This window comes from Qipengyuania benthica, from assembly GCF_030717865.1.
Taxonomy (GTDB): Bacteria; Pseudomonadota; Alphaproteobacteria; order Sphingomonadales; family Sphingomonadaceae; genus Qipengyuania; species Qipengyuania benthica.
The window spans coordinates 779,074-791,872 of record NZ_JAVAIL010000001.1 but is presented as its reverse complement, the minus strand read 5'-3'; the positions used below and the strand labels follow the sequence as shown (position 1 = coordinate 791,872).

Annotated in this window: 11 protein-coding genes; 4 read left to right on the top strand and 7 right to left on the bottom strand. The window is 67.8% G+C overall.

Going from position 1 to position 12,799, the window contains the following annotated elements; genetic code table 11:
• On the top strand, positions 1 to 447 hold the full coding sequence (locus Q9K01_RS04035) for a YaiI/YqxD family protein (protein WP_305929174.1): 447 nt from the start codon (positions 1 to 3) through the stop codon (positions 445 to 447).
• A 14-nt stretch (positions 448 to 461) separates the two neighbouring features.
• Here Q9K01_RS04035 and Q9K01_RS04030 read toward each other — a convergent pair whose 3' ends face one another.
• The 7 genes from Q9K01_RS04030 to Q9K01_RS04000 all read right to left on the bottom strand — a co-directional run bounded on the left by Q9K01_RS04030 (position 462) and on the right by Q9K01_RS04000 (position 10,569).
• Positions 462 to 671, bottom strand: coding sequence for a hypothetical protein (locus Q9K01_RS04030; RefSeq protein ID WP_305928908.1), 210 nt, complete (start codon positions 669 to 671; stop codon positions 462 to 464).
• 111 nt (positions 672 to 782) lie between these two features.
• Positions 783 to 2,162, bottom strand: a complete 1,380-nt coding sequence (locus Q9K01_RS04025; protein WP_305928907.1) for an efflux transporter outer membrane subunit — start codon at positions 2,160 to 2,162, stop codon at positions 783 to 785.
• The gene (locus Q9K01_RS04020; RefSeq protein WP_305928906.1) at positions 2,162 to 5,263 is read right to left on the bottom strand and encodes an efflux RND transporter permease subunit; all 3,102 of its coding nucleotides are present in this window, start codon (positions 5,261 to 5,263) and stop codon (positions 2,162 to 2,164) included. The genes Q9K01_RS04025 and Q9K01_RS04020 overlap by 1 nt, the downstream gene beginning before the upstream one ends.
• Positions 5,253 to 6,338, bottom strand: a complete 1,086-nt coding sequence (locus Q9K01_RS04015; RefSeq protein WP_305928905.1) for an efflux RND transporter periplasmic adaptor subunit — start codon at positions 6,336 to 6,338, stop codon at positions 5,253 to 5,255. The genes Q9K01_RS04020 and Q9K01_RS04015 overlap by 11 nt, the downstream gene beginning before the upstream one ends.
• A 299-nt stretch (positions 6,339 to 6,637) precedes the next feature.
• A complete protein-coding gene (locus Q9K01_RS04010; protein ID WP_305928904.1) occupies positions 6,638 to 7,369 on the bottom strand; it encodes a carbonic anhydrase in 732 nt (243 codons plus the stop codon).
• A 48-nt stretch (positions 7,370 to 7,417) separates the two neighbouring features.
• Positions 7,418 to 8,404: a calcium/sodium antiporter gene (locus Q9K01_RS04005; protein ID WP_305928903.1), complete on the bottom strand. Its 987-nt coding sequence runs from the start codon at positions 8,402 to 8,404 to the stop codon at positions 7,418 to 7,420.
• A gap of 281 nt (positions 8,405 to 8,685) precedes the next feature.
• Positions 8,686 to 10,569 (bottom strand): ABC-F family ATP-binding cassette domain-containing protein, encoded by a 1,884-nt coding sequence (locus Q9K01_RS04000; RefSeq protein ID WP_305928902.1) that lies wholly within the window; start codon positions 10,567 to 10,569, stop codon positions 8,686 to 8,688.
• Positions 10,570 to 10,684: 115 nt separating this feature from the next.
• Here Q9K01_RS04000 and trhO point away from each other — a divergent pair, with 115 nt between their 5' ends.
• The 3 genes from trhO (at position 10,685) to Q9K01_RS03985 (ending at position 12,772) form a co-directional block, all read left to right on the top strand.
• The gene (trhO, locus tag Q9K01_RS03995) at positions 10,685 to 11,647 is read left to right on the top strand and encodes an oxygen-dependent tRNA uridine(34) hydroxylase TrhO (protein WP_305928901.1); all 963 of its coding nucleotides are present in this window, start codon (positions 10,685 to 10,687) and stop codon (positions 11,645 to 11,647) included.
• A gap of 5 nt (positions 11,648 to 11,652) precedes the next feature.
• Entirely contained in the window at positions 11,653 to 12,285 is a 633-nt protein-coding gene (locus Q9K01_RS03990; protein WP_305929173.1) for a glutathione S-transferase, read from the top strand.
• A 163-nt stretch (positions 12,286 to 12,448) separates the two neighbouring features.
• Entirely contained in the window at positions 12,449 to 12,772 is a 324-nt protein-coding gene (locus Q9K01_RS03985; protein ID WP_305928900.1) for a DUF6481 family protein, read from the top strand.
• The last annotated feature ends 27 nt before the right edge of the window (positions 12,773 to 12,799 follow it).

Sequence of the window (12,799 nt, the reverse complement as noted above, 5' to 3'; positions counted from 1 at the left end):
CTGCGCGTGCTGGTCGATGCCGACGCCTGCCCGGTCAAGGACGAGATCTACAAGGTGGCCAAGCGCCACCGCGCCGGGGTGACGGTGGTCAGCAATGCCTGGCTGCGGATACCCGAGGATCCGTCGATCGAGCGGGTGATGGTCAGCGACGGCTTCGATGCCGCGGACGACTGGATCGCCGAGCATGCGGGTGCCGACAGCGTGGTCGTGACCTCGGACATCTTGCTCGCCGGGCGCTGTCTGGAAGCGGGCGCCGCGGTGCTCGCGCCCAATGGCAAGCCCTTCACCCAGGATTCGATCGGCGGGGCGATCGCGACGCGGGCGCTGATGGCCGACCTGCGCGCCGGGGGCGAACAGCTCGGCGGCCCGCCGCCGTTCGGCAAGACCGACCGCTCGAACTTCCTGCAGGCGCTGGATCAGGTACTGGTCCGGCTGACCCGGCGCTGACCAAGCGGCGCTGATCAGTCGTCGGTTTTCTTCGGCGTCACCCAGATATCGATCGGGGCCGCAAACTTGCCCGGCGCCGGCTTGCCGACATCGATCCGCTCGGCGGTCACCAGCTCCCCGCTTGCCAGGTTGAAGCTCGCCCAGGGCTTGGGCATCCGCCCGAAGCTCATGGTCTGGATGGGACGCCCGGTGGCGCTGTTCATGATGGTTGCGACGATAGCCATGCGCAGCCCTGTGCGAGCGTACGCGCGGCCTGTCCATCGCCCGTTCGACATATTCAACAGTGTCGCGCGAGAAACGCTTCGACTGTTTACGCCTGTGGAGTGTCGATCGAATCAGCCCTCCTCGGGCAGTTCCCCGGCACGGCCGTAACCCTCCGACCCCACCGCAGCATGGAACGCCACGAAGGAGCTCGACAGCGCCGCCTCGCTGTCGATCAGCGACTGGCGACTGGCGATCAGCTGGCGCTGCGCATCCAGCACGTCGAACAGCGAGGCCAGCCCTTCGCGGTAGAGTGCGTTGGATTGCGACAGCGCGGTCTCGCTCTGCTCGATCGCCTCGGTCAGCGCGGCGATTCGCAGGCGGTAGGCCTCGATCGCGACCAGCGCATTCTCCACCTCGGCCAGCGCGACGAGGAAGGTGTTGCGGTATTCCGCCAGCCGCGCATCCGCCAGTGCCTGCGCCGCGTCGACCTCCGCGCGGCGGCGACCGCCATCGAACAGCGGCAGGTCGATCGCGGCGCCCAGCGTCAGCAGGAAATCGGAGAACAGCCCGCTCAGCGAGCCATTGCCCAGCACCAGGCTGCCCGGAATCGTCAGCGACGGGCGCAGATCGGCGCGCTCGATCCCGATCGCGGCGGCGGCGCCCACCAGCCGCGCCTCGGCGGCGAGGATATCGGTCCGGCGGCGGAGCAGGTCGGCAGGAACCCCGCTTGGCGGCCCCGCGCCGTAATCGGGGATCGGCGTCTCGTCGCGCGACGGCGGCGGCGCGAAGCTCCCCGGCGGCTCGGCGATCAGCACCGCCAGCGCATTGGCGGCATCGGCGCGCGCGATCGCGATCAGCCCGCGCCGCGCGCGAGTCTGCGCCAGATCGGCCGCGGCGCGGCGGACATCGAGATTGGCGGATAGTCCCGCCTCGAACCGCAGCGTGACGATCCGTAGCGTCTGCTCCTGCAGATCGGTGGATTCGTCGACCAGCTCGAGCTGTGCACCGCTGCGGCGATATTCGAGATACTGGCTGGCGATCGCCGCGGCGACCAGCCGGCGCCGGTCCGCGACCAGATAATCGGCCTCGGCGTAGTCGGCTGCCGCCGCGCGGATTTCAGCCGCCAGCCGACCGTTGAGATCGAGATCGAGCAGGCCGAACAGCCCGGCCGATGTCAGCACATCATTGTCCGACCCCAGCACCAGCCCGGCATCGCCCGCCCCGTCGAGCGACGGCAAGCGGTCCGACCGTTCGGCGCGCAGCAGCGCTTCGGCGGCGCGCAACCGGTCTGCGGCGGCTTCGACATCCAGATTGGCGGCGAGCCCGCGTTCGATCAGTGCATCGAGCACCGGATCGTCGAAGCCGCGCCACCACTCTTGGTCGAGCCCCGCCTGGGGCAGATCGGTCGCATAGCTGGCGGGAGCCATCACCACGGGCGCGACGGGCTCGGGCGTGATCGTGGCGCAGCCGCCGAGCAACGCGGGAGCGGCGAGGAACGCAAGCCGACGCATCAGGCGGGAGCCATCGTCATGTCTTCGTCGACCTCGTCGATCTCCTCGCGGAGCCGCGCCAGATCGACGCTGCGCGGCTTGCCGAACCGCGCGACCGCCAGATAGATCACCGGGGTCAGGAACAGCGTGAACACGCCCGCCAGCCCCAGTCCGCCGAAGATCACCCAGCCGATCGACTGGCGCGCCTCGGCGCCCGCCCCGCCTGCTAGGATCAGCGGCACCGCGCCCAGCACGGTCGAAATCAGCGTCATCGCGATCGGGCGCAGGCGGATCGCCGCCGCTTCCTCCGCCGCCTCGCGGACGTTGCGCCCCTGATGGCGCAGCTGATCGGCGAACTCGACCATCAGAATGCCGTTCTTGGCCATCAGTCCGATCAGCATCACCAGCCCGATCTGCGAGTAGATATTGAGCGAAACGCCGGACAGGAACAGCGCGAACACCGCCGCCGCCAGCGCGAAGGGCACGGTCAACAGCACCACCAGCGCGCTGGTAAGGCTTTCGAACTGCGCCACCAGCACCAGGAACACGATCACCAGCGCGAACAGATAGGTCAGCAGCAGATCGTTCGAGGTCTCCTCGAGACTCTCGGCATCGCCCTGCAAAAGCATGTCTATGCCCGGGGCGACCGTTTCCGCTGCGAGCCGTTCGATCTCGACCACCGCATCGCGCAATGGGGTTCCCGCATCGATGTTGGCGCTGACCTCGATCGCGCGGCGCTGCTCGGTGCGGTCGAGTTCGGCTGCGATCCCCTGCTCTTCGATCACGGTAACGCTCGACAGCGGGATCAGCGCATCGCCCGCGCCGCGAACGTAGAGATTGCGCAGGTCGTTGGGACTGGTGATCGCCACCGCCTGCGCGGTGAGGAAGATCGGGACCGCCTGATCGCCGACGTTGAGATCGACCAGATCGTCGCCCCCGACCATCGCGCGCAGCGTCAACGCGAGATCGCCGAGATCGACTCCGAGGTCCGAGGCGCGCTGGCGATCGACCCGCACCGAGAGCTGCGGCTGGGTCGGCTGGTAGGAAATCTCGGCATTGGAGAGAATCGTCGATTGCGTGTCGATCGCGGATGCGAGCGCCTGTGCCGATTCGAAGATTTCAGCGTATTCCGCCCCGGTCAGCGCGACCTCGATCCCCTCGCCGCCACCGCCGAAGCTGAGCGTTCCGCGCCCGCGTGCGTTGGTACGCGAGCCGGGGATCTCCTGCAGCGGCGGGTTGAGCTCCTCGACGATCGCCGTCTGGCTGCGATCACGCTCGTCCCAATCCGCCAGCTGCGCGGTGACGCGGACACGGTTGGGATCGTAGCGCCCGACGATCGAGAAGGTGCTCTCGATCTCCCCGCTGTCGAGATAGGGCTGCAGCACCCGCTCGACCTCGTCGAGTTCGCCATCCATGAAGGCGATCCCGACCCCGTCCGGCCCGGTCGCATCGACGGTGATCACGCCGCGATCCTCGTCGGGGACCAGCTCGTTGTCGAGCTGGAAATAGAGCGTCCCCGCCAGCGCTGCGAGCACCACCGAGACGATCCCGACCAGCCGCGGGCGATCGAGGCAGCGGCGCAATTGCGCGGAATACCAGCCGCTCGCCTTGCCGCCCCATCGCGCGAGACGACCCGCATCCTGCTTCTCGCTGGTGAGGTCGAAGCGCGCGGCGAGCGCGGGCACCAGCGACAGCGCCACGAAGGAGGAGATGATCACCGCGATCGCCAGCACCAGCCCGAATTCGCGGAACAGCCGCCCGACTTCCGAGGGCAGGAAGCCGATGGGCACGAACACCGAGACCAGCACCGCAGTGGTCGCGACGACCGCGAAGAACACCTGCCTGGTGCCGACCACCGCGGCGGCGCGGCGGCCCAGCCCCTTGTTCTGCAAGCGTTGCGCATTCTCCAGCACCACAATCGCATCGTCGACGATCAGTCCGGTGGCGAGCACCAGCGCCAGCAGCGTGAGCAGATTGACCGAAAAGCCCATCGCCCAGATCGCCGCGACCACACCGACCAGCGCCACCGGGATGGTCGCGCTCGGCACGATCGTCGGGCGCAGCGCGCGGAAGAACACCAGCATGGTCCCGATCACCACCGCGATGGTGAAGCCCAGCGTGATCAACACCTCGCGCACCGAAATGCGGATGAATTGCGCATCGTCGGAGACGACTTCGATGCTGAGCCCGTCGAAGCGCTCATTGATGCGCTCGACCCCGTCGCGGATCGCGCTCGATATCTCGATCGTGTTCGAACTCGCCTGCCGGACCACGCCCAGACCGATGATCGGCTGCCCGTCGAGGCGGACGAAATTGGTGGCGTTGGCGGGCGCGAAACCGGCGCGGGCGACATCGCCGATGCGGGTGGAGCCCGAGACGATGACGTTCTCGATCAGCTCGGGGCTGATCGCGCTCGCTTCGGCGCGGACCACCAGTTCCTGCGCATCGGAGCGGAACGACCCCACCGGTACGTCGTAGGGGGCGCTCTCGAGCGCCTCCGCCACATCGGCGATGGTCAGCCCGAAGCGATTGAGCCGCGCGGGATCCACCGACACGCGCATCTGCCGGGCCCTCGTGCCGAATTCCTCGATGCTCGCGACGCCCTCGGCGGTCAGCAGTTCGGGGATGATGTCGTTCTCGACGATGCGGGTCAGTTCGGCCTGGTCGTAGCGGGTCGAGAGCACCGCCAGCGTCATGATCGGCTGCGCATCCTGATCGGCCTTGACCACGGTGACCTGCTCGACCCGATCGGGCAGTTCGCGCGTGACCCGGCTGACCGCCTCGCGCACGTCCGATGCAGCGGTGTCGAGATCGACGCCGGGGTTGAACTCGACCCGGATGCGCGAATTGTTCTCCTCGCTCGAGGCGCTGATCTGGCGCACACCCGATACCCGAGCGACTGCATCCTCGAGCAGGCTGGTCACCTCGGAATCCATCGTTTCGGGCGCGGCGCCGGGCAGGCTCGCGGTCACCGAGACGATCGGGCGATCGACATTGGGCAGCTCGCGCACCTCCACCCCCATGAGCGCGGCGATACCCGCGATCACGATCAGCAGGTTGAGCACGCCGATCAGCAGCGGCCGCTTGACCGCCAGCATCGGAAGATCGGTTCTATTCTCCATCCGCTGCCGCTTGCGAGGGAGCGATGCGGACATCCTGCGCCGGTGCGCCGCGAGGCTGGACCAGTCTGATCTCCTGCCCCTCGCGGACCTTCTGGACGCCTTCGACGATCACCCGGTCGCTGGCATTCACGCGCCCATCGACGAACACCAGCCCCTCGCGGCGGGCAGTGATCGTCACGGGGACCCGGCTGGCCTTGCCATCGCGAACGACGAACAGATGCGAGCCCTCCCCGCCCCAGACGATCGCCTGCTCGGGCACCGCGGCGCGCGTTTCGCCATTGCGGCTGAAAACCACGCGGAAGCTCATCCCCGGCCTAAGCTGGTCGTCGGGATTGGGGATCGCGGTGCGGACGATGAAATCGCGGCTGTCCTGCGAGACGCGGCTGTCGGTCGTTACTACCCGGGCGTCGATGGTACGAGCCGGATCGGAAAACGGCGTGACCTGCACCACCTGCCCCGGTCGCAGCGCGTTGAAGACCGACTCGGGAGCGGGGAAATCGACATAAAGCGTGCCGCGCTGGTCTATCTGGGTGATCGGGGTCGAATCATTGACCCGGTCGCCGCGGTCGATATCGGTCAGCCCGACATGGCCGGAAAACGGCGCGCGGACGACCCGGTCGGCCAGCGCGGTCTCGGCCTGTTGCAAGGCCACACGCGCGGAGGCCAGCGCCGTTTCGCCCGCCTCGATCTGGCTTTCGGAAATTGCGCCGGTGTCCTCGATCCGGCGATAGCGCCCCAGCAATTGGTCGGCTTCGCGGACCTGCACCCGCGCTGCATCGACCGCGAGCTGTTCCTGCCTTGCATCGAGCCGCAACAGCGGCGCGCCTTCGCGGACGAAATCCCCGGCGGCGAACAGCACCGCGGTCACACGCCCGGCGGTCTCGGGGAAGATTTCGGCCGAGGTCGAAGCGCGGGCGGAGCCGATCGCCTCGATCTCGAGCGTTTCGGGAAGCATCCGGATCGGCTGCGCCACCACCGGGACAGGATCGCGTTCCGGTTCGGGCTCGGGATTCGAGCACGCGACCATCATGAGGCAGGAAAATACGGCCGCGACGCGCGCGAGGAGTATCGGCATTCGGGCCACCTATCGGACAAGGATCGGACGAGGAAGCAGTATTAGGCTAGTCGCTGCGGAGGGACGGAGCAGTAGCGCGGGACCAGTCCGGCGCGGGGAACAGCGCGACCCGGAAAGCCTTTTCCGTACAGATACTTATCTGAGGCGGCGTGAAATCTTCCAGGCATTGCTTCCGCTATGGAGGAAAAAGTTCGTCACTGTAATCGAGTCAAGCAGTTCGGACTGGCCTCTCCGCGTTGCTCCCTAAGCGCAGCGAAGCCCCGGTCCGGCAGGCGCGGCCCCCGCCGGACCGGGCCCGATCAGCCCACCGACGGAAGATCGAAGAAGTCCACCTCGCCGGTATCGAGCTTGTAATAGGCGCCGACCACCCAGAGCCGGCCCTCGCGCTGTGGATCGAGCATGATCGGATCGGTCTGCTCGCGCAATTGCCGCACCACGCGGCGCACATTGGCGCGGACCGAATTGTCGACCAGATCGCCTTTTTCGTCCTGCGCCATGAGCACAGCCGGGATGATCGGTTCGACCATCCGCCCGATCGATCCCGGGAAGGTCGCATTGTCGGTGACCACCTTGGCGGCGGCCGCCACCGCGCCGCAGCTTTCATGGCCCATCACGACCACCAAGGGGGTTTCCAGCACGGCGACGGCGTATTCGATCGACCCCAACGCCACCGTATCGACGGTGTTGCCGGCGTTGCGGATGATGAACAGCTCACCGAGACCGCGACCGAACAGCAATTCGGGCGGCACCCGGCTGTCCGAACAGGTGACATAGGCTGCGAAGGGCGCCTGACCGCGCGCCAGTTCGAGCCGCCGCTGCGCATTGCTGATCCCGCTGGGCTGTTCGCCGCGCAGGAAGGACGCATTGCCTTCGCGGAGCAGCTGAAGCGCCTGCGCCGGGGTGAGTTCGCTCGCCGGCGGGGCGGGTGGCAGAGGGGTTCCGGGAGCGGCGGCGAGGCTCGAGCCGCCGCCGACCAGCGCCGCCGCGCCCAGCGCGCCGGTGCCGCCGAGGATTTGTCGTCTGGTAGTCATGTCTTTCTCCTTGGGCTGCTTGAAAGTCGAAGGGGCAAAAACCGCCGGTTAGCTCGTGGTCACCAGCAGGGTCATGAACCCCGCATACCCCAGCAGCAGTCCGATGCCGGCCAGGCGGGTGACGCCGGCCGAGAACCACGCCAGCGCCATCACCGCGACTGCGGACGCCGCCATGATGCCGATATCGAACGGCAGGAGGTCGGCCGGAATGGCATCGGGTGCGACCATCATGGTCACCCCGCCGATTCCGAGCACATTGTAGATGTTGGAGCCCACGACATTGCCGAAGGCGACTTCGGCCTCGCCCTTGCGCGCCGCAATCACCGAAGTGACCAGCTCGGGAAGCGAGGTTCCGATCGCGACGATGGTCAGCCCGATCAGCGTTTCGCTCAGTCCCGCCATCTGCGCGAGGTCGATCGCTCCGCTCACCAGCAACCGGCCTCCGGCAATCAGCACGGCCAGGCCGGCCAGAGTCAGCAGGATCGGACGCACCCAGCCCGGGCTGGCTGGCTGGTGCAGCGTGGGATCGGTCATTTCGAGCGCCAGCGAGCGGTCGTAGGGCGCGTTGTGGACCACCGCTGGCGCTTGCGTCCGCTCCTCGCGATAGCAATAGGCGACATAGACGATCAGCGATGCGAGCAGCGCAAGACCCAGCCCCAGCCCGGAGAAACCCGCCCAGGCAATGCCTGCCAGCGCCAGCGTGGCGACCAGTGCCACTCCGGTATCGCGCAAGGCCGCGCCTTGCCGGATCGCGATCGGCGCGAGCACTGCGGCGGCTCCCAGGATGAGCAGCGTGTTGGCGATGTTCGAGCCGACGATATTGCCCCAGGCGATAGCCGGAGAGCCCGCCATCGCCGCTTCGACGCTGGTCACCAGCTCGGGCATGGAAGTGCCGAAGCCGACGATCACCAGCCCGATCACCAGCGGCGTCACGCCCAGCCGTTCGGCAAGCGCCACCGCGCCGCGCACCAGCAGTTCGCCGCCGGCGACGAGCAGGACCAGCCCGCCGATCACCATCAGAACGGTCGCGATCATGCGCGCATCTCACGCGGCGCGTGCGGCATGGGAAAGCTCTGCATATTCCTCGTCATCGCAAGTCTCCTGAAGAGAGGCTTCGGTGATCGAACGGCGATGCAGCGGTAAATCGGGGAATGAGAGCCCGGGTCTTTGCGTGCATCGGTTGTCCGATGCGGTCCGACATCACGTGCGCTGTCGAAGTGCACGCCAGAGGGGCCCGGTCCGCGTCGCGATAGCTAGACGCATTGGACGCCAATTTCAAGGGCGCTCTGCCCGGCGCCCGGGTCAGCGTCGTGACGTCAGGCGGCCCTGGACCCCTCGATCGCCTCGGATGCCTCGATCCAGCGCGCCTCGGCCGCCTCGATTCCGGCGACGGCATCGGCGCGCAGTTTCATGAGTTCGGTCATGCTGCGATCGGCGTCCTGCTTCGCGGCCGAACCGGGGTCGAACATCGCGCGGTCGAGCTCGGTCTTGCGCGCTTCGAGCTTCGCGATCTCGGCCTCGGCTGCCTGGACGGTCTTGCGCCAGCCCTGCGTGCGTTCGCGTGCCTCGGCGGCGGCGCGGCGCGCTTCCTTGCGCCCGACTTGCGGCGCATCGACCGGCTTGCGGTTCTTCTTGGCTTCGCGCCCCAGAATGAGATCGGTGTAATCCTCGAGGCTGCCGTCGAATTCGGTCGCGGTGCCGCCATCGACCAGCATCAACCGGTCGGCGGTCAGCTCGAGCATGTGGCGATCGTGGCTGACCACCACCACCGCACCGTCATAGGCGCCCAGCGCCTGCACCAGCGCCTCGCGCGCATCGACATCGAGATGGTTGGTCGGCTCGTCGAGGATCAGCATATGCGGCGCATCGCGGGTGACCAGCGCCAGCGCCAACCGCGCCCGCTCGCCGCCCGACATCTTGCCGACCTCGCGCATCGCCCGCTCGCCCGAGAAGCCGAAGCGGCCGAGCTGCGCACGCACGATCTTGGGCGGCGCATCGGGCATCAGCCGCGCCATGTGCTGCAGCGGGGTATCGCTGCCGTCGAGTTCCTCGACCTGATACTGGGTGAAATAGCCCACCCGCAGCTTGCCCCCCGCGACGATCTCGCCCGCCATCGGCGCGAGCTGGCCCGCGAGCAGCCGCGCCAGCGTGGTCTTGCCATTGCCGTTGCGCCCCAGCAGCGCGATCCGGTCGTCGGGATCGATCCGCATGTCGAGCCCGCGCAGGATCGGCTGCCCCTCGACGTAGCCGACCGCCGCGCCCTCGATCACCATCAGCGGCGGGCGCATCTCGTTGGGGCTGGGAAAATCGAACGACAGGCTGGGATCTTCCAGCGCCGCAGCAACCGGCTCCATCCGCGCCAGCGCCTTCATCCGGCTCTGCGCCTGGCGCGCGGTATGCGCCTTGGCGCCCCAGCGATCGACGAAGCTCTGCAGCTTGGCGCGCTGCGCCAGCTGCTTCTCGCGCGTCGCTTCGGCTTGGGCCATGCGCTCGCTGCGCTGACGCTCGAAGGCATCGTAGCCGCCCTGGTAGAGCGTGGTCTGCCCGTGATCGAGATGGAGCACGTGATCGACCACATTGTTGAGCAGGTCGCGCTCGTGGCTGACCACCAGCATGGTGCCGCGATAGGCCTTGAGGAAGCTCTCGAGCCACAGCGTCGCTTCGAGGTCGAGGTGGTTCGAGGGCTCGTCGAGCAGCAGCAGGTCGGGGTCGGAGAACAGCAGCGCGGCCAGCGCGACGCGCATCCGCCAGCCGCCCGAGAAACTGTCGAGCGGGCGCGCCTGCATCTCTTCGTCGAACCCCAGCCCGACCAGGATCTTCGCGGCGCGCGCAGGCGCGGCATGGGCATCGATCGCGTTCAGTCGCTCGTGAATATCCGCCAGCCGCTCGGCATCGGTCAAACCCTCGGCCTCGGCGAGCAGCCGGGTGCGCTCCAGATCGGCGTCGAGCACCGTCTCGAAGGGGGTTTGCGACCCGCCCGGCGCTTCCTGCGCCAGATAGCCCAACCGCGCCCTCTTGGGCATCTCGATCTCGCCATCGTCCGGTTCGATCTGCCCGGTGAGCACCCGCATCAGCGTCGACTTGCCCGCGCCATTGCGCCCGACGAGGCCGACACGCGCGCCGGTAGGCAGCGCCGCGCTGGCACCATCGAGGACGGCGTTGCCGCCGAGGCGGACCGTGATTCCATTCAAATTGAGCATCGCGGCCCGATAGCAACGCCCGCGCGGCTTGTCATGCGAGCGCTTGCCGTCCTTTACGCCGCGCCATCAGGTTTCGATACTGACGGATCGGCGGCCAGCCGCTATGGCGCGCCGGATGGCAATTTCAGCTCCCGCCCCCTCCCCCACCTGCGTCGCCGCGCTCTACCGCTTCGCCCGGTTCGAAGACTGCGAAGAGCTGCGCCATTCGCTCCAGCGGCTCTGCGACGAAAACGGCGTCCGCGGCACGCTGCTGCTGGCGACCGAGGGCATCAACGGCACCATCGCCGGAGCGCCGGACGGCATCGCCCTCGTGCTCGACCATATCCGCACCCTCCCCGATTGCGCCGAACTCGACATCAAGCTGTCGAGCGCCGACACGTTGCCCTTCGAGCGGATGAAGGTTCGGATCAAAGCCGAGATCGTCACCATGGGCGAGCCTGCGCTCGATCCGCGGGCGAATGCCGGGACCTATGTGGAACCACAGGACTGGAACACGCTGATCGCCGACCCCGACACCATCGTGATCGACACGCGCAACGACTACGAAGTGGCGATCGGCAGTTTCGACGGCGCGATCGATCCCGCGACGCGCAGCTTTCGCGAGTTTCCGGCGTGGTTTCGCGGCAAACGCGAGGAATTGCTGGGTGCGGGTCGCCAGTCTAAGGTCGCCATGTTCTGCACCGGCGGGATTCGCTGCGAGAAATCCACCGCCTTCCTCAGGCAGGAGGGCGTCGAGGAGGTCTATCATCTGAAGGGCGGCATCCTCGCCTATCTCGAGCAGGTGCCCGCAGCGGACAGCCTGTGGCAGGGCGAGTGCTACGTCTTCGATCGGCGGGTGGCGATCGGTCATGGTCTGACGGCGGGCAGCCACGAAGCCTGCGCCGCCTGCGGTCGCCCGATCAGCGCGCAGGATCGTGCCGCACCGCTCTACGAGGAAAGCGTGAGCTGCACCGCATGCCACGGCGAACGCAGCGAGGAACAGCGCAGCGCCTTGCGCGAGCGCCGCCGGCAGGCGCAGCTCGCCGCTGCGGCTGCCGGGAAAGCCAGGTCGCGCGGCACCGGCGGGCAGGCCCGGTGAGCAAGATGGCCGATCCCGTGCTCTACAGCTTCCGCCGCTGTCCCTATGCGATGCGCGCGCGGCTGGCGCTGGCGGTGAGCGGAGCGCGCTGCGAATTGCGCGAGGTGCGGCTGCGCGACAAGCCCGCCAGCCTGGTCGAAGCCTCGCCCAAGGGCACCGTCCCGGTTCTGGTGGCGATCGACGGGACCGTGATCGACGAGAGCCTCGACATCATGCGCTGGGCGCTGGAGCGGCACGACCCCGAAGACTGGCTGGCGCGCACGGACGATGATCTGATCGCCACCTGCGACGGACCCTTCAAGCGCTCGCTCGACCGCTACAAATATGCCGAACGCGATGGCACCGACGCTCTGGCCTATCGCGCCGAAGGATTGGAGTTTCTCGAGCGGCTCGACCGGCGGCTGGCGGCGCAGAGCCAGCTTGGCGGCTCGGCGCGCGGCTTCGGCGATGCCGCGATCCTGCCGTTCGTGCGGCAATTCGTGGCGGTCGATCGCGGCTGGTTCGACGCGCAGCCGCTCGATCACCTGCGCAAATGGCTCGACGATCACCTCGCATCCCGCCTGTTCAACGCAATCATGCTGCGAGCCGAGCCATGGAAGCCGGGCGACCCGCCGGTGTGGTTCGAGCCCGCGCACTAGGCGCCGGGCGCTGGGTCCGTCACCGGCACTGTTCACAGCTATGGCGATTCCCGGCGAAATGTCCTAGGGGCGGTGCCGACGAGCCCGACAGGCATCTTTTTCGCGCGACTTGCGCGGGGGTGAGCAGGCCGATCCAACCATCTGCATTCAGGAGCGAATTTTAATGAAGGGTTTCAAGGATCCGGGGTTTCAGGACCGGGCAGCCGCCTCGGCCCGCGCCAAGAAGAGCGCGCTGGAAAAGCTGAAAGCCGCGCCCAAGCCCGACGAAGCCGAAGTCGCCGCCCGCATCGAACGCCAGCAGGCGCGCGATGCCAAGGCCGCTGCCAAGCGCGAAGCGGTCAAGCAGCAGCGAGAGGAAGCGCAGCGGATCGAACAGGAAAAGCGCGCCGCCGCCAAGGCCGAGCGCGAGAAACCCGAGCCGACCGAAGCCGAGCGCAAGGCCGCCCGCGACGCCCGCTACGCCGCACGCAAGAAGCGCAAGGGCTGACAAGGAGCCCCGGGCCGCCGCAAGTCT